This is a genomic window from Pseudolysobacter antarcticus, assembly GCF_004168365.1.
Lineage (GTDB): Bacteria > Pseudomonadota > Gammaproteobacteria > Xanthomonadales > Rhodanobacteraceae > Pseudolysobacter > Pseudolysobacter antarcticus.
The window spans coordinates 381,199-398,786 of sequence record NZ_CP035704.1 but is presented as its reverse complement, the minus strand read 5'-3'; the positions used below and the strand labels follow the sequence as shown (position 1 = coordinate 398,786).

The following is a 17,588-nucleotide window of genomic DNA, read 5'->3' as shown; positions in this document are numbered from 1 at the left end:
CGATGGCGATACGACGCCATCGCAGCTGATAAATATCGACCTAGAGAATTTCCGCGACAAACACCGTCACGGTTGCCGTTGCGGTATTGCCGTGACCATCCGAAACGGTATAGGTGAACGTGTCGTAGCCCTGCGTGCCGTGCAGGTGCTGATAGCGCACGGTGCCGTTCTGGTTGATCGTGACGATTGCACCGAGCGGGCCGTTATGATCGACGGCGATGACCGACAGCGGCAGACTGTATGGGTCGGAGGCGTGCGACAACACATCGATATCGGTGACCGAGCCCTTCAGCACGCGCGTCGAGAAATCACCGGCGAGCGGCGGCAGATCCGGGATCACCGTGACCGTCACCTTGGCGCTGGCGCTGCCGCCGTGACCATCGCTGACGCTGTAGTTGAAGGTATCGCTGCCGAAGAAATTCGCCTGCGCTTGGTAACGCACGCTGCCATCGGCATTGATCAACGCGCTGCCGTGCGCGGGGCTGGTGACGCTGGCCACGCTGAGCGTGTTGCCATCCTGATCGGTGTCGTTCGACAACACGCTGATGTTCACCGGCGCGGTGCCGCGCGTGCTCGCGCTATCGTCGTTGGCGACCGGCGGATGATTGACCACGACTGTTGGTGTCACCGTTACCGAAACCTTTGCCGTGGCCGTGCCGCCATGGCCATCGCTGATGCTGTAGGTAAACGTATCGGCGCCGGAATAATCGAGTGCGGGCGTGTACGCGATGGTGTTGTCGGCGTTGATGCTGGCCGTGCCGTGCGCGGGCGCGGTCACCGTGGCGACGCTGAGCGGATAGCTGTTCGGATCGCTGTCGTTGGCGAGCACGTTGATATTCACCGCGACATTCTGCGGCGTCGTGGCGCTATCGTCGGCGGCGACCGGCGGCGTGATCGTGACTGGACCCGGTGCAAGATGCACGGTGGCCGTGGCGCTGAGGCCCGCAGTGTCCTTGATCGTGTAGCTGAAACTGTCGCCTTGTCCGGCTGGCGGCACGGTACATGCCACGGCACCGGTTGCCGCATTCGGCGTGTAGGTGACGGTACCACCGGCGTTGATCGTCGCCTTGCCGTAGCCAGCGTTGCCGACACTCGTGACGGTCAAGGTTTGTCCCTGCGGATCGCTGTCGTTGGCAAGCACCGCAACGATCACCGGCGCGCAACTATTGAGCACACCGTTGTCGTCCAGCGCAACCGGCGGTTTCGGCGCATACACTTTCGGGCCGAGCGCGGTACTGACGGTTTGCTGCTGGATCTTGTACACATCGACGGTGCGTTTGTGATCGGCCGGATTGCGCAAGGCGCGCTCGATCCATGCCGCCGGCATCTTCACCGGCTCCTTGACCCATTCGGTTTTGCTCTCGGTTGCGGGCACCGGCACGGCGGGAACGATCGTTTCTTCGATGGTCAGAAATTCGACATCGACGCGACGATTCTTGCGTCGGCTGGCCTCGTTGTCGTTCGGATATTTCGGATTGCTCAGACCTTCGCCACGCGCTTCGATTTCGTCCGCGGCGATGCCATGCTGGATCAGATAGGCGCGCACCGCGGCAGCACGGCGCACCGAAAGTTTCTGGTTGTAGTCGGCGGTGCCGATGTTGCAGGTGTGGCCGGTGACCGTGACCTTGCTCACACGCGCTGCAGACTTGAGCTTGGCGATCATGCTGTCGAGCTCGCGCACGGTATCCGGATGCAGCGTAGATTGGTCGAAGCCGAAATACGCATCGGTATCGAGGCGCACGTCGTTGCGAATCACTTGTGGTGCGGCTGGCGGCGCTTGGGTCGGCACCTGCTTCTCGACCTGCACCATCTTGAACGGTTCACGCGCGCGGAACGCACTTTCGTGACCGAAATCGTAGCGCACGAACAGCCAGCCGCGATCGTCGGATTTGTCGGTCTCGAACGGGCCGGATTTTTTCAGGTGCTCGCCAAGCAGCGAAAAACTGAAACCGGTATCGGCGATATATTTGTCCGCACCCAGCGACAGCGTGGCCTGGTCGGCGCCGATATGGCCCTTCTCGTAATCCAGGCCACCATGCAGACGCAACGAGCCTTCGTCGAAATATTTACCGCCGCGCAAACCCACGCCGTAGTTGTACGGGCGCTCGAAATAATCGATCAACGTGGTGATGGTTTGCGTCTGCGTGTAGTTGCCGGTGCCGTCGCTGCCGGACAAATTATTGACTACCGAACTCGTGCTGCTGTTGACGAAACGCTGGCCGGTCAGCGCGCCCATCACGTAGCCGGTCAGGAACAGATCCTGTTTTTCCGCGCCGATGCCGAGCGTGGCCTTGCGGTCGTGCCACTGGTTCTGATCGACAGCGAGAAAACTTTTTGCCACGACCACCGAATCCGGCGCATCGATGCTGTCCTGACGCGTCTTGCCCCAGAGCCAGTTGTAATCGATCTGAATACCGCCGGCGCCGCCTTGGCCGAGCCAGAACTGGCCGATCCACGCGCGCTGGCCGTTGTCGCCGAAGACGCCGAGCGCCTCGCCTTGTACATCGCCCTTGTCGTTCACGCCGAGCGAGATACGACCGTCGCTGCCGACATACGTCATCGGGACGCTGGCATTGCCGCTCAGCGGTGGTGGCTGATTCGGATCGGGCTGCACCTGTTGTGCATACACCGAGGACAACAGCACGGTGGAAATACTCATTGCCAGCAATGATCGACGCATGATTGCACTCCTTTGGCGCGGCCCGAAAACGGACCCGGCGTTAAAATTTTTTCGAGGTTATTGCAGATTCGTTGCCACGTATTCGCGCATCCCCTCACGCACAATCACATGCTCGCGCCCACCTGATTGCCGTTGGGCAATCTCGCGACTCGTGACTTGTAACGGATTTTAGATGAAAAGTTAAGCAAATATCAGCGATGGCTACTTTCGCATTTCACGTCACATAGCCATTCGACGCGCTTGAATGATGCATACGCAAACGTCGTGGCGCGCCGCGAATCACGCGATCCACGATAAGATAGACGCTCCTTCACCGATATCACTCACCGCCATGAACACAGCCCAATCCGCCCACGACCGTATCGACGAACTGCTGCACCAGCATCCCGTCGTGCTTTTCATGAAAGGCACTCGCCAGGCGCCGCAATGCGGATTTTCTGCGGCCACGATCGGCGTGCTGAACGAACTGCTGCCCGATTACCACACGGTAAATGTGCTGGCCGATGAAGAGATTCGCCAGGGCATCAAGGAATACGGCAACTGGCCCACCATCCCGCAGTTGTATGTCAAACGCGAGTTGATCGGCGGCGCGGATATCGTGCAATCAATGTACGGCGCCGGCCAGTTGCACAGCTTGTTCGGCTTGCCCGAACCGGACCGCACGCCACCGACAATCACCATTACCGACGCGGCTGCGGATGCGATCCGCAACGGCATGGGCGACGCTGCAGACGCCGCGCTGCATTTGCATATCGACGCGCGTTTTCAACCACGCTTCAGTCTGGAGCCGGCCAGTGGTAGCGAGATCGCAGTGTATGCCAACGGCATCGACGTACTGTTTGATCTGGCAAGTGCGGCACGCGCAAAAAACATCGTGATCGACTGGGTCGAAACCGTGCAGGGTTCGGGGCTGTCGATCGACAATCCGAATGCGCCGCAGCCGGTGCACAAACTCAGCGTCGCGGCGTTGAAGAATCGTCTCGATAAAAATGCGATCACCGTGATCGACGTGCGGCCGCCGCAGGATCGTGCGCTCGCGCCGTTTGCCGCGGCGCAGGTGCTGGACGAATCCAGCGAAGCGCGCCTGCTTGCGCTCGACAAAGACACGCCGTTGGCGTTCCTCTGCCATCACGGCAACTCCAGCCGCAACGCTGCCGAATATTTCCGCGAACAAGGTTTTCGCCACGTGTTTAATGTCGAAGGCGGCATCGATGCGTGGTCCAACGAAATCGATCCATCTTTACCGCGTTATTGATCGCGCGGCGCTATACTTATTCCGACAGAGAAAACCGGCCCACGAGCCGGCCCTGTCGGGGAGCTCGCCAATTGCGATGAACGGAGGGAGATAGCTATGCGCTCCATGTTCTGGGTGTTGCCGGTTCTGCTGGTGTTGGGTGGCTGTGGTGGAAGCCCCGAGCAACAGGCGGTCGATGTTTGTACACAGGCGGTCAACGCCAAGCTGAGCGGCAAGTCGTACGCGCTCGATGCTGCCGATATGCGAAACAACCTCACCACGGACAACGACAAGGTGGTGCATGTTGCCTCCAAGATCGCGTTCGATGCGGGGCTGTCGAGCGAATACAAAACCGCTTTCGATTGCCGCGTACGGTTCGAGGCCGGCAAGCCCCCGACCGTGATCTATCTGGCGTTCGACTGGGCGCTGGATCCGAATGCCAAACGCCCGAACTGATTCCGTCTCAAAAATGCAGGTGCTTGACCGATTTGCCTTCGTCGCGAATTTCCTTCAGCGCGTCGATGCCAATGCGTATCTGCAATTCAACGAACTGCGACGTGACGATGCGATCGCTCTCGGCCGTTTTCACGCCTTCCGGCACCATCGGCTGATCGCTGACCAGCAATAACGCGCCGGCCGGAATGCGATTCGCAAACGCGGTGATGAAGATCGTCGCGGTCTCCATGTCGATCGCCATGCAGCGCGTGCGACGCAGGTAGGACTTGAACGCCTCGTCATGCTCCCAGACGCGACGGTTGGTGGTGTAGACCGTGCCAGTCCAATAGTCCTTGCCGAAATCGCGGATCGTCGATGACACCGCACGCTGCAAGGTGAACGCCGGCAGCGCCGGAACTTCCGCCGGAAAATAATCGTTCGATGTACCTTCGCCGCGCACCGCGGCGATCGGCAAGATCAAATCGCCGAGCTGATTCTTTTTCTTCAGGCCGCCGCATTTGCCAAGGAACAAAACCGCTTTCGGCGCGACTGCGGAAAGCAGGTCCATGATCGTCGCCGCATTCGCGCTGCCCATGCTGAAGTTGATGATGCTCAGGCCATCTGCGTGCGCGTTGGGCATCGCCTTGTCGCGCCCTTGCACCTCGACGTTATGCGCCTGCGCAAACCATTCCACATAGTTCTGGAAATTCGTCAACAGGATATATTTGCCGAAATTTTCCAGCGGCGTGCCGGTGTAACGTGGCAGCCAGTTTCTGACGATCTCTTGCTTGTCGCGCATTATCTCTCCCTTCCCATCAGCTTGAACATTGCATTAAAAACGTCTCACAAAATCCCGCGATAAAGCTTGCCATTTTACATTCTGCCAAAAATTACGCGATGGCTGCGAAATACATCGCACAGCATGCTTCCGGCGCGCGTATCTGCACAGGACAGCAACCACGAATCAACGTAACGCCGGATCAGCGCGCAAGCGCTCAATGATCAAATCCAGAAATGCGCGAACCGTCTTCGTCGCATGGCGCCCTTCGCGATGCACCACATGCACCGGCAGTGCCACGGGTTCGAATTTTTCGAGTACGACTTTGAGCTTGCCAGCGCGCAAATATTCCGCCACTTGATACGACAAAAGCTGCGTAAGACCAAACCCGTTTATTGCGGCAGTCGCGGCCGCGGCGTTGGTCGATGTGCTCAGCCGCGGTTGCAGTTTGACGATGTGCGCCGCGCCATTTTTTACCAATCGCCACTCCGGTGTCGGCGTCACGCTATTGGCCGAAATGATGCTGTGCCTAGGCAGATCTTCAGGCGTCTTCGGCACGCCATGTTTCTTGAAATACGCCGGCGCGCCGCAGATAACACGACGCACCTGGCCGACACGTATCGCCTGCATCGATGAGTCCGGCAGCTCGCCGATCCGCACCGCCACATCCACGCCCTCGTCGAGCATGTTGACGACCCGATCGAGAAACAAACACGTAGCGCTGACATCAGGATAACGCCGCAGATATTCGGTGACGATAGCGGTGACGAACTGATTGCCGAACAGCACCGGTGCGGTAAGCACAAGTCGTCCACGCGGCGCGCCATGCATGCCGCTCGCCGAGGCATCGGCCTGCGCGAGTTCGCCGAGAATGCGCCGACAATCATCCGCATAACGCGCCCCGGCTTCGGTCACGCGCACAATCCGCGTGGTGCGTATGAGCAAGCGCAATCCCAGATGATTTTCGAGTTCGTTGACCGCTCGTGTCGTTGCCGGCGGCGAAATATTGAGCTTGCGCGCAGCGCCGGAAAAACCGTTGTTATCGACCACGGCGACAAAAATGTTGAGCAGATGAAACCGGTCCATTATTCCAATTTACGGAATAGTGTTTTGCATTTCAAGGCAATTCTATGTGCGGTGCGGCTTGATTATGCTTTCGTTGGTCGCCGCAGCCCTGGCGAATCCGGGCCATGCCCGAGCCACGAACCCAAAGGATTTTCTCATGCCACGTATCAGCATTCCAACCATCGAACAATCGCTAGCGGCCAGCAAACCGTTGCTGGCCGCGGTACAACAGCAGCTGGGTGTCGTGCCCAATCTCATGAAACTGGTCGGGCAAAGTCCGGTCGCGCTCGAAGGTTATCTGTCGCTCAACGGCGCGCTCGCCAAGGGCAAACTCAATGTGCAGCTGCGTGAGTCCATCGCTCTGACCGTGGCCGAATACAATGGTTGCGATTATTGCCTGTCAGCACACGACTATCTGGCCCGCAATGTTGCCAAGCTAGGCAACGACGAGATCGACTCGGCACGCTCTGGTCACGCGTCAGATACACGCGCCGACGCCGCGTTGCACTTCGCCCAGCGCGTCGCCGAAACTCGTGGACATGTTGACGATGCTGATCTGGCGACGTTGCGCGTCGCCGGATTCGACGACGCCAGCATCATCGAAATTGTGGTGACGGTGGCACTGAATGTGTTGACCAACTATATCAACAACGTCGCCCAGACCGATATCGACTTCCCCAAGGTGCACGCCAGAATCGCGGCTTGATTAATCGGGCACAAGCCAATAAGGAGGCCGGACGCAAACGCTCGGCCTCGTTCATTGTGATCGGCTGAAATTACCCAATGGCACTGAAATCCGCAGATCGTCTTGCCGGATTTTTTGGCTCTGGTTAGCGCATTATATGCAGGTCGAACGACTATCGAGATAACACATGCTGCTGACCGCCGTAATCGCCATTGTTGTTGCGCTGATCCTGCTGTTTCTCGGACGCGGCTTCCTCGCCTGGGTCGCCGCCGCAGGCATCTGGCTGATCGGCTGGCGTATGATCGGCGTGACGTCGCCGACGTTATTTATCGTCAGCGTAATCGTGCTGTTGGCACTCGCGCTGTTGTTCGGCCTGCCGCCGCTGCGGCGTGCGCTAATCTCGGGTACCGCGATGAAAATCATGGCCAAGGTGTTGCCGCGACTCGGTGATACCGAACGCATCGCGCTCGAAGCCGGCACGGTGTGGTGGGATGGCGAATTGTTTTCGGGTCGTCCGCAATGGAATACTCTGCTCGACTTCGTGCCGCCGAAGCTCAATGCCGATGAGCAGGCCTTTCTCGACGGGCCGACCGAAGAGCTTTGTCGTCGTCTCGACGATTGGGAAATCCAGCAACAACGCGATCTGCCGCCTGAAATCTGGGCCTACATCAAGCAGCAGAAATTCTTTGGCATGATCATTCCGAAAGAGTTCGGCGGACATGGATTTTCCGCGCTGGCACATTCGCGCGTGGTGACCAAGATTTCCAGCCGATCGGTCGCCGCGGCGGTGACGATCATGGTGCCGAATTCGCTCGGCCCCGGTGAATTGCTGATGCATTACGGCACCGACGAACAGAAAAAATATTATCTGCCGCGCCTCGCCAATGGCGATGAAATTCCGTGCTTCGGCCTGACCGGCGCCGAAGCCGGATCGGACGCCGCCGCGACCCAATCCGAAGGCGTGATCGAGCGCGGAATCTACGACGGAAAAGAAATCATCGGCCTGCGCCTGAACTGGAAAAAACGCTACATCACGCTCGCGCCCGTGGCGACTTTGGTCGGCCTCGCGTTCCGCATCAAAGACCCAAACAAGCTGCTCGGTGACACTGAAGATCTCGGCATCACTTGCGCACTGATTGCGGCGAACACGCCAGGCGTGGAAATCGGCCAGCGCCATGATCCGATGGGCGTGCCGTTCATGAACGGGCCGATCGTCGGGCACGATGTTTTCGTGCCGCTGGATGTCGTGATCGGCGGCAGCGCCGGCATCGGCCAGGGTTGGCGCATGCTGATGGAATGCCTCGCCGCGGGACGTTCAATTTCATTGCCGGCGTTGTCGGTCGGCGCCGCGCAAATGTCGACACGCATCTGCGGCGCCTACGCCACCGTGCGCGAACAATTCGACACGCCGATCGGCCGTTTCGAAGGCATCGAGGAACCGCTCGCGCGCATGGCCGGCCTCACCTACCTGATGACTGCAACGCGCAACCTGACCTGCGGCGCGCTTGACGCTGGCGAAAAACCCGCGGTGATCGGCTCAATCGCCAAGGCTTACCTTACCGAAGGCATGCGCTCGGTCGTGAGTGATGCGATGGACATCCGCGCCGGTGCGGCGATCCAGCGCGGCCCGCGCAATTCGCTCGCGCGCGCATGGGACGCGGTGCCGATCGGCATCACTGTGGAAGGCGCGAATATCCTCACGCGCTCGATGATCATTTACGGCCAGGGCGCGATCCGCTGCCATCCGTTTGTGCAGATCGAAATCAAGAGCATCGCCGAAAACGATCTGAAAAGTTTCGATGTCGCGTTGTTCGGTCACATCAATTTTGCGGTACGCAATGCCACACGTTCGTTGCTGCTCGCGTTCAGCGGCAGCCGACTTGCGGCTGCGCCACGCACCGAAGATACCGCGAGTTATTACCAGCATCTATCGCGCTTCTCGGCAGCGTTTGCGCTGATCTCGGATACCGCGATGGGCACGCTCGGCGGCTCGTTGAAACGCCGCGAAAAAATCTCCGGCCGGCTCGCCGACGCGCTCGCCTACATGTATCTCGCGTCGAGCACACTCAAGCGGTATCACGACGAGGCCAAGACCACGGCCAATTACAGCCTCGTGCGCTGGGCCACCGAACTGTGTCTGTATCGCGTGCAGGAAGCGCTGCTCGGCGTGATCGAAAACCTGCCGACCAAACCTGCCGCGATCTTGCTGCGCGCGCTGATCTTTCCGCTGGGTGCACGCTTTCGTCCGCCGTCCGATACGCTCGGCGCAAGAGTCGCGCGCGAGCTGCTCGAAGATCGCGAAACCCGGCTCAACCTGACCCAGGATATTTATGTACCCGGCCCCGACGAAGCCGGGCTCGGCGCGCTCGAAGCCGCACTCGACAAGGCGGTGCGCGCGATTCCAATCGAGACCAAATTGCGTGATGCAGTGCGTGCCGGAAAACTTGATCGCGCGCCGGGCTACATGCTCGACGATCTCGGACTCAAAGCCGGCGTGATCACGCCAGCTGAACATGCTTTGTTGCAGGAAGCCGAGCATGCGCGCAATGAGGTGATCCAGGTCGACTCTTTCGACCCGCAGGTCTTCAAGACCCTGCACTGAACTCGACTCAAATGGTCCTTGGAAATTCGATGCAAAAAGCACGCTGGTATTTCGATTTCGTCTCGCCGTTTTGCTATCTGCAGCTCAAGCAGATCGAGCGACTGCGCGTTGTTTTACCAATCATACCGATACCGATTCTGTTCGGCGCGGTACTGTCGCATCACGGCAATATCGGGCCGGCGGAAATTCCGGGCAAACGATTGCACACGTATCGCATGGTGCAATGGCAGGCAAAACGCAGCGGCATCGAACTGCGTTTCCCACCGGCGCATCCGTTCAATCCGATCAGCGCCTTGCGCCTGAGCATCGCTCTGGACAATCGCTGGGATGCGATCCGCGCGATCTTCGATCACCTCTGGCGCGATGGCAAAATCGGTGATAGCGCGAGTGCGCTCGTTGATGTCGCCGCGCGATTCGATTGTCACGACGTCGCTGCGGCCATCGATTCGCCCGCAGTGAAGTCGACATTGCGCGCGAATACCGAAACGGCAATTGCCGCGGGCGTGTTCGGCGTACCGACCGTAGCGATCGGCGACACGCTGTTTTGGGGTAACGATGCGACCGCGATGCTGGAGGATTTTCTGGTCAATCCGCAGCTTTTCGACAGCGAGGAGATGCGTCGTATCGAAACCCTGCCGGTCGGCATCGAGCGCAAGCGCTGAGCCGGCAGAGATCGGGGCGACAACGAGTCAGTCCAAATGTATTCCTTCTTCCTGCCACGATCGAAAACCCGCGCTCGCCGATTGATTGTGCGTGGTTTGTTTTTCGCGGTGATCGCGACCGCAATTTTCAGCGCAAGCGTATTTGCCGATCAAGTATACAAATGCATAAATCCACAAGGCATCATTGCATTTCAGGATCATGCCTGCGCTCGTATCGACCAGCAAACCGTGTTGCAACTCGCGCGGCCACCACCGCCAGTGGCGAGTTCTGTCGATGAAAACACGGTCGGCGATGAAGCGGTCGAAACGTCGCCTGCCCCAGTTGCAGCTTCGCCGCCACGTCGGACCTTGCCGACGTTATGGATGTGCATACGTTACGACGGCGAGCGTTACATGAGCACGAGCTGGGTTCCGCAAAGTTATGCGGTACCGCTCGGCGTGCTCGGTTATCCGGGCTTGAGTCTGGGAGAAGCTTACGGCGCCGGGCATCTCGGTAATTCCGCGCCTGGCGGAAAATCACCGCCGATCGCGGCGCCAAGTGGACGCAATTCTATCGGTGCGAGTTATACCTGGGTTGAAGATAGCTGCCAGCCGGCGAGCATCGCGCAGACCTGCAAATACCTGCGTGAACAATACGACAGCAATCACGGCACCCTGCATCGCGCCGCCAGGGCCGAGCAACCAGCGCTCGAAGCGCGTGAGCGCGAACTACGCGACCAACTGGCTGGCTGCTGAGCGATTGCGCCGCTCGCATCGCATCGAAAAAGACGCTGAGCCACCTTTTTTCACGCAAACAAACCGCTACGATTTTGTTCAAGCGCGAGCAACTGCCGTTTGGTATCAATGCCGCCGCCGAATCCGGTCAGGCTGCCATCGTTGCCGATCACGCGATGGCACGGCACGATGATCGGGATCGGATTGCGGCCATTTGCCGCGCCGACGGCACGACTCGCTTTCGCATTGCCGACGCGCCGCGCTAGCTCGCCATAACTGATCGTGGTGCCGTACGGAATCGCGCACAGGTTTTGCCACACGCTGAGCTGAAACGGCGTGCCGCGCGGACTCAAGCTCAGCGCGAAATCCTGCAGCTCGCCGGAAAAATACGCGTTCAATTGTTCCGCCACCGGACGCAGCGATGCGGCATCGCGCTGCCAATCGGCACCGAGCGAGGTCGGATATTTGCTCGTCGCAAAATCGATATGACGCAGACCTTCTGAATCAGCCGCGAGCAACAATCGCCCGATCGGGGTTTCCAGATAATCGTAAAACATTGTCGTCTCCATAATCCGATCGATAGCAAAACTGTATTCGCAGTCTCAGCCCTGGCTACGCCACAAATGCAGCACCGCATACGCGCGCCACGGCCGCCAATCCTGGCTGAGTTGCTCTTGCGCTTTCGTGCTCAGTGCCACACCATCGCTCGCGGCAGCGCGACGCAAAATCAGGTCGGCGGCGGGAAACGCATCAGGATGCGACAGCGCGCGCATCGCGACGTAATGCGCCGTCCACGCGCCGATACCGGGCAGACGCACCATGCTCGCGACAAAGTTGTCGAGGGTTTGATTCGGCGCAAAATGCAGCTCGCCCGCGCAGACCGCGCGCGCGAGTTCACGCAAGGTTTCGGCACGCGCTTTGGGCAAACCAATACTGGCGATATCCGCATCAAACAAACGTTGTGGCGTGGGAAATTGCGCGTGCAATCCGCGGCCCGATTCATCCAGCAGGCGCTCGCCGAATCGATCGACCAGCCGTGCCGCAAAAGTCCGCGCGGCAGCCACGCTGATCTGCTGGCCGAGCACGGCGCGCACCGCGGTTTCGAAACCGTCCCACGCGCCGGGCAGCCGCTGGCCCGGATGGTTTTGCACGAGTGCACGCAAGACCTCGCTTTGTGCCAGGGCGGTATTGATCGCGACCGGATCGGCATCGAGATCAAACATGCGCCGCACCCGCGTGCTGAGCATCGGCAGCACGCTGGAATTGGGAAATTGTATACAAAGCAGCAACGCATTCTCGTCGCGCGCCGCCTGCACATCGAAGGTGCCGACGAGCCCCTCATGCACAAAAATCCGTCGATACGCAGTCGCATCCACCTGCTCGACGCCGGGAATCGCGCGGCGTGCATAAAACGCGAGTTGCGCGGCAAAATCATAGGGCGGCCGATACGGCAATCGCAGCGTGAGTCCATCCGCCTTCGCGCCGGCCTTGCGCCGCACCACGCGTGGCGGCAGGCGATACGCAGCCTGGAACGCCGCGTTGAAGCGCCGCACGCTGGCGAAACCCGATGCCAGCGCGATCTCGGTCACCGGCAATGCGGTTTCGCTAAGCAGTTTTTTTGCGAATAGCACACGCCGCGTGGCGGCGATCTCCAGCGGACTTGCGCCGAGTTGCTCGACAAACAGGCGGCGCAGATGTCGTTCGCCGACACCGATCCGCGCGGCCAAGGCGCCCACCGACGCGCCATCCAGTGCGCCATCTTCGATCAGATGCAAGGCCTGACGCACGAGTTCGCCGCCAGCACGATGCAACGGCGAACCGGGCGCAGCCTCGGGTCGGCAGCGCAGGCATGGACGGAATCCGGCCGATGCCGCCGCTGCGGCCGTCGCGTAATAACGGATGTGCTGTGGTTTTGGCGACGGCGCCGGGCAGACCGAGCGGCAATAGATTTTGGTGCTGGTCACAGCAGTATAAAACAGGCCATCGAAACGTGCATCGCGGCTGATTCGTGCGCGTTCGCAAATCTGCGGATCGAGAACAAAAGCTTGGTTAGAAAGATTTGGCATGACGCCATGCTACTCGCGATTTGCAGCTCCGACTCGCCGTTTTCGGCTATCAATGAAACTTGCAACTTTTGCCGACCGCGGGCAGTCTATGCGACGTGCTGAACCATCTCCGCCACCGCGCTCGGGCCCATTCCTGGCTGAGCTATCTGCTGATGCTGATGCTGCCGCTGCTGCTGCTGAGCGGTTTTGGTCTGCCTGCGTCGACGCATGCTGCGCCGGTGCAAAGCGCAGCTCACGCAAGCCATTGTCAGCAACATGCCGCACCCTCCGCCAGCGAAAAGTCCGCTGTGTCCGAACACGATTGCTGCAAGAACGGCGCCTGTATCTGCAGCGTGCTGACACAGACGGCATTGAACAATCCAGCACTCGCATTCGGCGAATCGTTGCCACCATTACGTGTCTTTGTATCGTCGACATCGCCGCATCTGCCGGCACTCGCCCTCGCCAATTTGTTACGCCCTCCGATCGTCTGATCACATCGCTGCCGCGTGACGCGGCACCCAGACATCGGCGCGCCTGCTTTTTCTCGCAGCCGCCTATTTTCGTGATTTCTGCCACCGCAACCAGCGCGCAGATCACGATCGACGGAGAGTTCACCATGCAACGATTTTGCTTTCATCTCGGCGCGGTTTCCGCTGCGCTGGGTTTACTCGCGGGCTGCGCGAGCCTGCCGCGTGCGCAGGGCCTCGATGATATTCATACGCTGGTCGAACAGCGCCACGGCGCGCCGCTGAGCTGGAGCACCGCGACCACAGCGGAAGCGAACAACGCGCTGAATATATTGCTCGCGCAGCCACTGACTGTCGATCACGCAGTCGAGATCGCGCTGTTGCGCAACCCGCATCTGCAGATGGAATTTGCGCGACTCGGCATCGCCCAAGCCGATGTATTCGAGGCCAGCCGCATGCGCAATCCGACGTTTTCGGTGGCGGCGCTCGATCCCCATCGCAACGGCGAAAACAAACGTATCGATGCCGGATTCAGCGCGAGTTTCGCCGAGCTATTGTTGCTGCCCTCGCGCCAACGCCTCGCGCGCGGCGAATATGCGCGCAGCAAAGAGTTGATCGGCAATGCGGTACTGAATCTGCTGTGCGACGTGCGCGCAGCTTGGTTCAAAGTCGTTAGTGCGCAACAGGTGGCGAGCATGCGCGAAACCGTGGCGAAAGTCGCCGCGACTTCAGCCGAACTGGCGGCGAAATTTCATGCGGCAGGCAACATCGCGGTGCTGGAACTGAAACTGCAACAAGCCACCGCGACCCAGGCGCGACTGGCCGCCGCGCGTGCACGCAGCGATCTAATCCGCGCACGATCCGCGCTCAACCAGTTGCTAGGTCTTGCCGGCGAACAAATCCATTGGCAAGCCGACATGCATTTGTCGGCGCCGCTGGCCAACGAAGATTCCGTGGCAACGCTGCTTGCGATCTCGCGCGAGCAACGCCTCGATCTGCTCGCTACGCAACACGAAGTAACGCTGCTTGAAGGTAGCCTCGGCATCACGCAGCGTTTTCGCTGGCTCGGCAATATCGAGGTCGGTATGAGCGGCGAGCGCGACAATGACGGCACGCATCTGTATGGCCCGAGCCTGTCGTTGCAGCTGCCGATTTTCAGTCAAGGTCAGGCGGCCATCGCGCGTGCCGAAGCACAACTCGCGCAGGGTCGCGCGCGGCTGCAATCGCTGCAGATCGCGATCGATGCGGCGGTGCGTCTGGGCGTCGATTCCGTATTCGCGGCGAGCGCAATTGCGCAGGATTATCGCGCCGCCCTGATTCCCGAACGCGAAGCCATCGTCGCGCACACGCTGGACAAGATGAACTTCAATCTGGTCGGCGCATTCGAGTTGTTGTTGACGCGACAACAGGAGGTCGACGCGTATCAAGGCTACATCGAAGCCGTGCGAGATTATTGGCTGGCGCGGATCGAACTCGCGCGTGCGGTCGGCGCGCGTTTGCCGAGCGACGATGCCGCCGACGTCGCGCCGATCGATGCGCCAGAAATGTTTGCTCCAATGCCTGACGATACAGCGCCTGCACAGCACGACATGCATCACGGAGACAGCCATGCAATGCCAATGCAGCATGATGCTCCCGCCACACCATCCACACCTGCTGCTGCAGAAAAAATTCCCGCCGGAGCCACGCCATGAAAATCTCACGTCGCAATATAGTGCTCGGCGCCGGCCTTGCTGGACTCGCGAAAATCGGCAGCCTGGTGCGGCCGGCGGCCGCGCAAACGCCGAGCGCCGATGCGCCCAGCACAGGCGAAAAATCCAATCTGCCTTACACACGAGTGACGACATTGAACGGCCATACCTTGCCGTTCCGCTTGGTCGATGGCGTCAAGGAATTTCATCTGGTCGCCGAAGAAGTCGAACACGAATTCGCCCCGGGCAGCAAGGCAAAATGCTGGGGCTACAACGGCTCCACGCCGGGGCCGACGATTGAGGCGGTCGAGGGCGATCGCATCCGTATTCTGCTCACCAATAATCTGCCTGAGCAGACCAGCATGCACTGGCACGGCATCCTGCTGCCGAGCGGCATGGATGGCATTGTCGGCCTCACTCAGCCGCCGATTCTGCCGGGCGAAACCTGGGCCTACGAATTCACCCTGCGCCAACACGGCACGCACATGTACCACCCGCACGCGGACGAGATGACGCAGATGGCGCTCGGCATGATGGGTATGTTCATCATCCATCCGAAGGCTGGCGAACCGCTGCCGATCGATCGCGATTTCGTGATCCTGCTGCACAACTGGGCGCTGCATCCGGGTACGTATCGGCCCGATCCGTCAATCATGACCGAGTTCGATTTATGGACGTTCAACAGCAAGGTATTTCCGGCGATCGATGCCATGGTGGTACGCAGCGGCCAGCGTGTGCGCATTCGTATTGGCAACCTATCGATGTGGAATCATCCGATCCATTTGCACGGTCATCAGTTTCATGTCACCGGCTCGGATGGCGGGCGCTGGCCGCAGACTTTGTGGCGCCCCGAGGTGACCGAAATCGTCGGCGTCGGTCAGACGCGCGATATCGAATTCGTCGCCACGCCGGGCGACTGGGCGTTCCACTGCCACATGTCGCATCACACCATGAACGCGATGGGACACGGCGTGCCGAACACGCTCGGCGTCGATCAATCGGGGCTCGAAACGCAATTGCACAAACTGTTGCCGGGCTACATGGCGATGGGCCAATCCGGCATGGCCGAACACGCCGAAATGGCGAGCATGATGCGCGGTCCGGCCAACACGTTGCCGATGATGGGCGGCAAAGGTCCGTTCGGCGCACTGGACATGGGCGGCATGTTTACCGTGGTCAAGGTACGTGATGAAATCGCGGCCGACTATCGCGATCCGGGTTGGTATCAACATCCGCACGGCACGGTTGCACGGCGCGTAGCCAGCGCGGCAAAAACGAAAAAGGGCGGTTGATCGCGTTGGGTTCGATCAGGATGTCTCGTCATTGCGCCATCTTGCGTGTATTGATCCATGGCCATTCACAGCGAGGTTTGACATGCAAACAGCAACGATGAAAATTTCCGTATACGCCAATCACGGTCTATCGATTGCGCATCGCTGGCATCGACGCGGCCTGTTCTCCGGCACACTGCTGATCGCACTTCTGACCAGCGCTGGCATGTGTTGCGCCGCGACGGGAGCGGCACTGGAAACGGTGACGGCAAAAATTGACGGGCATGCATGGGTCGCGTCACGCGTACTCGCAACCGCACCGCAATTCGGCGCAAAACCGGTGCTCAGCGTTACTGCGTTTGTCGATGCAAAACCCGCATCGCATTTCACCTTCAACATCTTCGTGCCCGCAGCCGATCGCCCCATTGGTCACTTCGCCTTCGGCGCGGGTGCGCCGACCGTTTCCACGCATGGCGGTTTTTTTGCCAACGCCGGTCTTGATGCCGACCCGATGCAGGACAACTATAGTTTCAGCGACGGCGCGATCATCATCGATGCCTCCGATGCTGCCGCGCATAGCGTGTCGGGAACGTTTTTCGGCACGGCGAAAAATCACAGCGGCAAGCAGCTGATCATCAGTGAGGGCCACTTCACCAACGTAACCATCGAAGCGGCAGCAAAACCATGAACGCGCATCTAGTAAATCGCAAACGAGTCTTCGCACTCGCAGGCTTCTGCGGAATCCTCCTCGCCGTGACGACATCCTCATGTGCTGCAGCAACACCGCAACGCACTGCGCGCGTGGAAGCCATGCTGACCAGTGTGAGCTGCGGATTCGGCGACGAAGGCGGCGATGCCGATGTGTTTTGCAACGACGATCGCGGCATGTTCCTGTGCGAAATTTTGCGCGCACAAAAGTCCGTCGCTGGCTGCAGTATCGACCCGAGCAAATCAAAGGTGCCGGATCTGGACAAACTCACCGATGCGGACTTTGTCAAAGACGGAAAAATGGATCAGGCCGCGATCGCGCAACCGTGCATCGTCTGGGCGTACAACGAAGGGTATGTCGCGCCGAATCGGCAACGTTGGCAACAAACCTGCGCGATCCAGTTGCTCGATTCGCTCGGTTGCCCGACGACCAGCAGCGGCACTTCGAAGGCATGCAAAGCAGGAGCGAAACCGGTGTGTTCAGCCTTGCATCAAGCGGGCTTGGTAACGGCTTGCCCGTGAGCTTGAACTGACACGCGCCAAAATAT

General features: G+C 59.7%; 16 protein-coding genes. 11 read left to right on the top strand and 5 right to left on the bottom strand.

Translation table 11 applies throughout. The features are described 5' to 3' along the window. Positions 1-40: 40 nt before the first annotated feature. Positions 41-2,680: an Ig-like domain-containing protein gene (locus ELE36_RS01730; RefSeq protein WP_129831454.1), complete on the bottom strand. Its 2,640-nt coding sequence runs from the start codon at positions 2,678-2,680 to the stop codon at positions 41-43. A gap of 331 nt (positions 2,681-3,011) precedes the next feature. Between ELE36_RS01730 and grxD the strand changes: the two genes are divergently transcribed. Then, positions 3,012-3,935 carry a Grx4 family monothiol glutaredoxin gene (grxD, locus tag ELE36_RS01725; RefSeq protein WP_129831453.1) on the top strand — a complete coding sequence of 308 codons (924 nt, stop codon included), beginning with the start codon at positions 3,012-3,014 and terminating at the stop codon, positions 3,933-3,935. A gap of 96 nt (positions 3,936-4,031) precedes the next feature. Then, complete coding sequence (locus ELE36_RS01720) at positions 4,032-4,370, top strand: hypothetical protein (RefSeq protein WP_129831452.1); 339 nt, start codon at positions 4,032-4,034, stop codon at positions 4,368-4,370. A 7-nt stretch (positions 4,371-4,377) separates the two neighbouring features. On the opposite strand, the gene ELE36_RS01715 is transcribed toward ELE36_RS01720, so the two are convergent. Further along, the gene (locus ELE36_RS01715) at positions 4,378-5,148 is read right to left on the bottom strand and encodes an AMP nucleosidase (protein WP_129831451.1); all 771 of its coding nucleotides are present in this window, start codon (positions 5,146-5,148) and stop codon (positions 4,378-4,380) included. Between the two features lie 165 nt (positions 5,149-5,313). Then, entirely contained in the window at positions 5,314-6,213 is a 900-nt protein-coding gene (locus tag ELE36_RS01710) for a LysR family transcriptional regulator (protein ID WP_129831450.1), read from the bottom strand. 136 nt (positions 6,214-6,349) lie between these two features. Between ELE36_RS01710 and ELE36_RS01705 the strand changes: the two genes are divergently transcribed. The 4 genes from ELE36_RS01705 to ELE36_RS01690 all read left to right on the top strand — a co-directional run bounded on the left by ELE36_RS01705 (position 6,350) and on the right by ELE36_RS01690 (position 10,876). After that, positions 6,350-6,898, top strand: a complete 549-nt coding sequence (locus ELE36_RS01705) for a carboxymuconolactone decarboxylase family protein (protein ID WP_129831449.1) — start codon at positions 6,350-6,352, stop codon at positions 6,896-6,898. Between the two features lie 166 nt (positions 6,899-7,064). Continuing rightward, a complete protein-coding gene (locus ELE36_RS01700; protein WP_129831448.1) occupies positions 7,065-9,479 on the top strand; it encodes an acyl-CoA dehydrogenase in 2,415 nt (804 codons plus the stop codon). Between the two features lie 29 nt (positions 9,480-9,508). Next, positions 9,509-10,141 carry a 2-hydroxychromene-2-carboxylate isomerase gene (locus ELE36_RS01695; protein ID WP_129831447.1) on the top strand — a complete coding sequence of 211 codons (633 nt, stop codon included), beginning with the start codon at positions 9,509-9,511 and terminating at the stop codon, positions 10,139-10,141. Positions 10,142-10,177: 36 nt separating this feature from the next. Then, entirely contained in the window at positions 10,178-10,876 is a 699-nt protein-coding gene (locus ELE36_RS01690) for a DUF4124 domain-containing protein (protein ID WP_129831446.1), read from the top strand. 50 nt (positions 10,877-10,926) lie between these two features. On the opposite strand, the gene ELE36_RS01685 is transcribed toward ELE36_RS01690, so the two are convergent. Together ELE36_RS01685 and ELE36_RS01680 are read right to left on the bottom strand one after the other, a co-directional pair. Further along, positions 10,927-11,412 (bottom strand): methylated-DNA--[protein]-cysteine S-methyltransferase, encoded by a 486-nt coding sequence (locus ELE36_RS01685; protein WP_129831445.1) that lies wholly within the window; start codon positions 11,410-11,412, stop codon positions 10,927-10,929. Positions 11,413-11,457: 45 nt separating this feature from the next. Further along, entirely contained in the window at positions 11,458-12,921 is a 1,464-nt protein-coding gene (locus tag ELE36_RS01680; RefSeq protein ID WP_129831444.1) for a DNA-3-methyladenine glycosylase 2, read from the bottom strand. A gap of 68 nt (positions 12,922-12,989) precedes the next feature. On the opposite strand from ELE36_RS01680, the gene ELE36_RS20245 reads away from it, so the two are divergent. The 5 genes from ELE36_RS20245 to ELE36_RS01660 all read left to right on the top strand — a co-directional run bounded on the left by ELE36_RS20245 (position 12,990) and on the right by ELE36_RS01660 (position 17,562). After that, positions 12,990-13,394, top strand: coding sequence for a hypothetical protein (locus ELE36_RS20245; RefSeq protein WP_165371428.1), 405 nt, complete (start codon positions 12,990-12,992; stop codon positions 13,392-13,394). A gap of 125 nt (positions 13,395-13,519) precedes the next feature. Beyond that, positions 13,520-15,064, top strand: coding sequence for a TolC family protein (locus ELE36_RS01675; RefSeq protein WP_165371427.1), 1,545 nt, complete (start codon positions 13,520-13,522; stop codon positions 15,062-15,064). Further along, complete coding sequence (locus ELE36_RS01670) at positions 15,061-16,353, top strand: multicopper oxidase family protein (RefSeq protein ID WP_207215842.1); 1,293 nt, start codon at positions 15,061-15,063, stop codon at positions 16,351-16,353. Before ELE36_RS01675 ends, ELE36_RS01670 begins: the two co-directional genes overlap by 4 nt. Before the next feature lie 82 nt (positions 16,354-16,435). Continuing rightward, positions 16,436-17,020, top strand: coding sequence for a hypothetical protein (locus tag ELE36_RS01665; protein WP_129831442.1), 585 nt, complete (start codon positions 16,436-16,438; stop codon positions 17,018-17,020). A gap of 65 nt (positions 17,021-17,085) precedes the next feature. After that, positions 17,086-17,562, top strand: a complete 477-nt coding sequence (locus ELE36_RS01660) for a hypothetical protein (protein ID WP_129831441.1) — start codon at positions 17,086-17,088, stop codon at positions 17,560-17,562. The last annotated feature ends 26 nt before the right edge of the window (positions 17,563-17,588 follow it).

Excerpts from the sequence above, each read along its gene's own strand:
- ELE36_RS01730 (WP_129831454.1), bottom strand. The coding sequence starts at position 2,680 with ATGCGTCGATCATTGCTGGCAATGAGTATTTCCACCGTGCTGTTGTCC.
- grxD (WP_129831453.1), top strand. The coding sequence starts at position 3,012 with ATGAACACAGCCCAATCCGCCCACGACCGTATCGACGAACTGCTGCAC.
- ELE36_RS01720 (WP_129831452.1), top strand. The coding sequence starts at position 4,032 with ATGCGCTCCATGTTCTGGGTGTTGCCGGTTCTGCTGGTGTTGGGTGGC.
- ELE36_RS01715 (WP_129831451.1), bottom strand. The coding sequence starts at position 5,148 with ATGCGCGACAAGCAAGAGATCGTCAGAAACTGGCTGCCACGTTACACC.
- ELE36_RS01710 (WP_129831450.1), bottom strand. The coding sequence starts at position 6,213 with ATGGACCGGTTTCATCTGCTCAACATTTTTGTCGCCGTGGTCGATAAC.
- ELE36_RS01705 (WP_129831449.1), top strand. The coding sequence starts at position 6,350 with ATGCCACGTATCAGCATTCCAACCATCGAACAATCGCTAGCGGCCAGC.
- ELE36_RS01700 (WP_129831448.1), top strand. The coding sequence starts at position 7,065 with ATGCTGCTGACCGCCGTAATCGCCATTGTTGTTGCGCTGATCCTGCTG.
- ELE36_RS01695 (WP_129831447.1), top strand. The coding sequence starts at position 9,509 with ATGCAAAAAGCACGCTGGTATTTCGATTTCGTCTCGCCGTTTTGCTAT.
- ELE36_RS01690 (WP_129831446.1), top strand. The coding sequence starts at position 10,178 with ATGTATTCCTTCTTCCTGCCACGATCGAAAACCCGCGCTCGCCGATTG.
- ELE36_RS01685 (WP_129831445.1), bottom strand. The coding sequence starts at position 11,412 with ATGTTTTACGATTATCTGGAAACCCCGATCGGGCGATTGTTGCTCGCG.
- ELE36_RS01680 (WP_129831444.1), bottom strand. The coding sequence starts at position 12,921 with ATGCCAAATCTTTCTAACCAAGCTTTTGTTCTCGATCCGCAGATTTGC.
- ELE36_RS01675 (WP_165371427.1), top strand. The coding sequence starts at position 13,520 with ATGCAACGATTTTGCTTTCATCTCGGCGCGGTTTCCGCTGCGCTGGGT.
- ELE36_RS01670 (WP_207215842.1), top strand. The coding sequence starts at position 15,061 with ATGAAAATCTCACGTCGCAATATAGTGCTCGGCGCCGGCCTTGCTGGA.
- ELE36_RS01665 (WP_129831442.1), top strand. The coding sequence starts at position 16,436 with ATGCAAACAGCAACGATGAAAATTTCCGTATACGCCAATCACGGTCTA.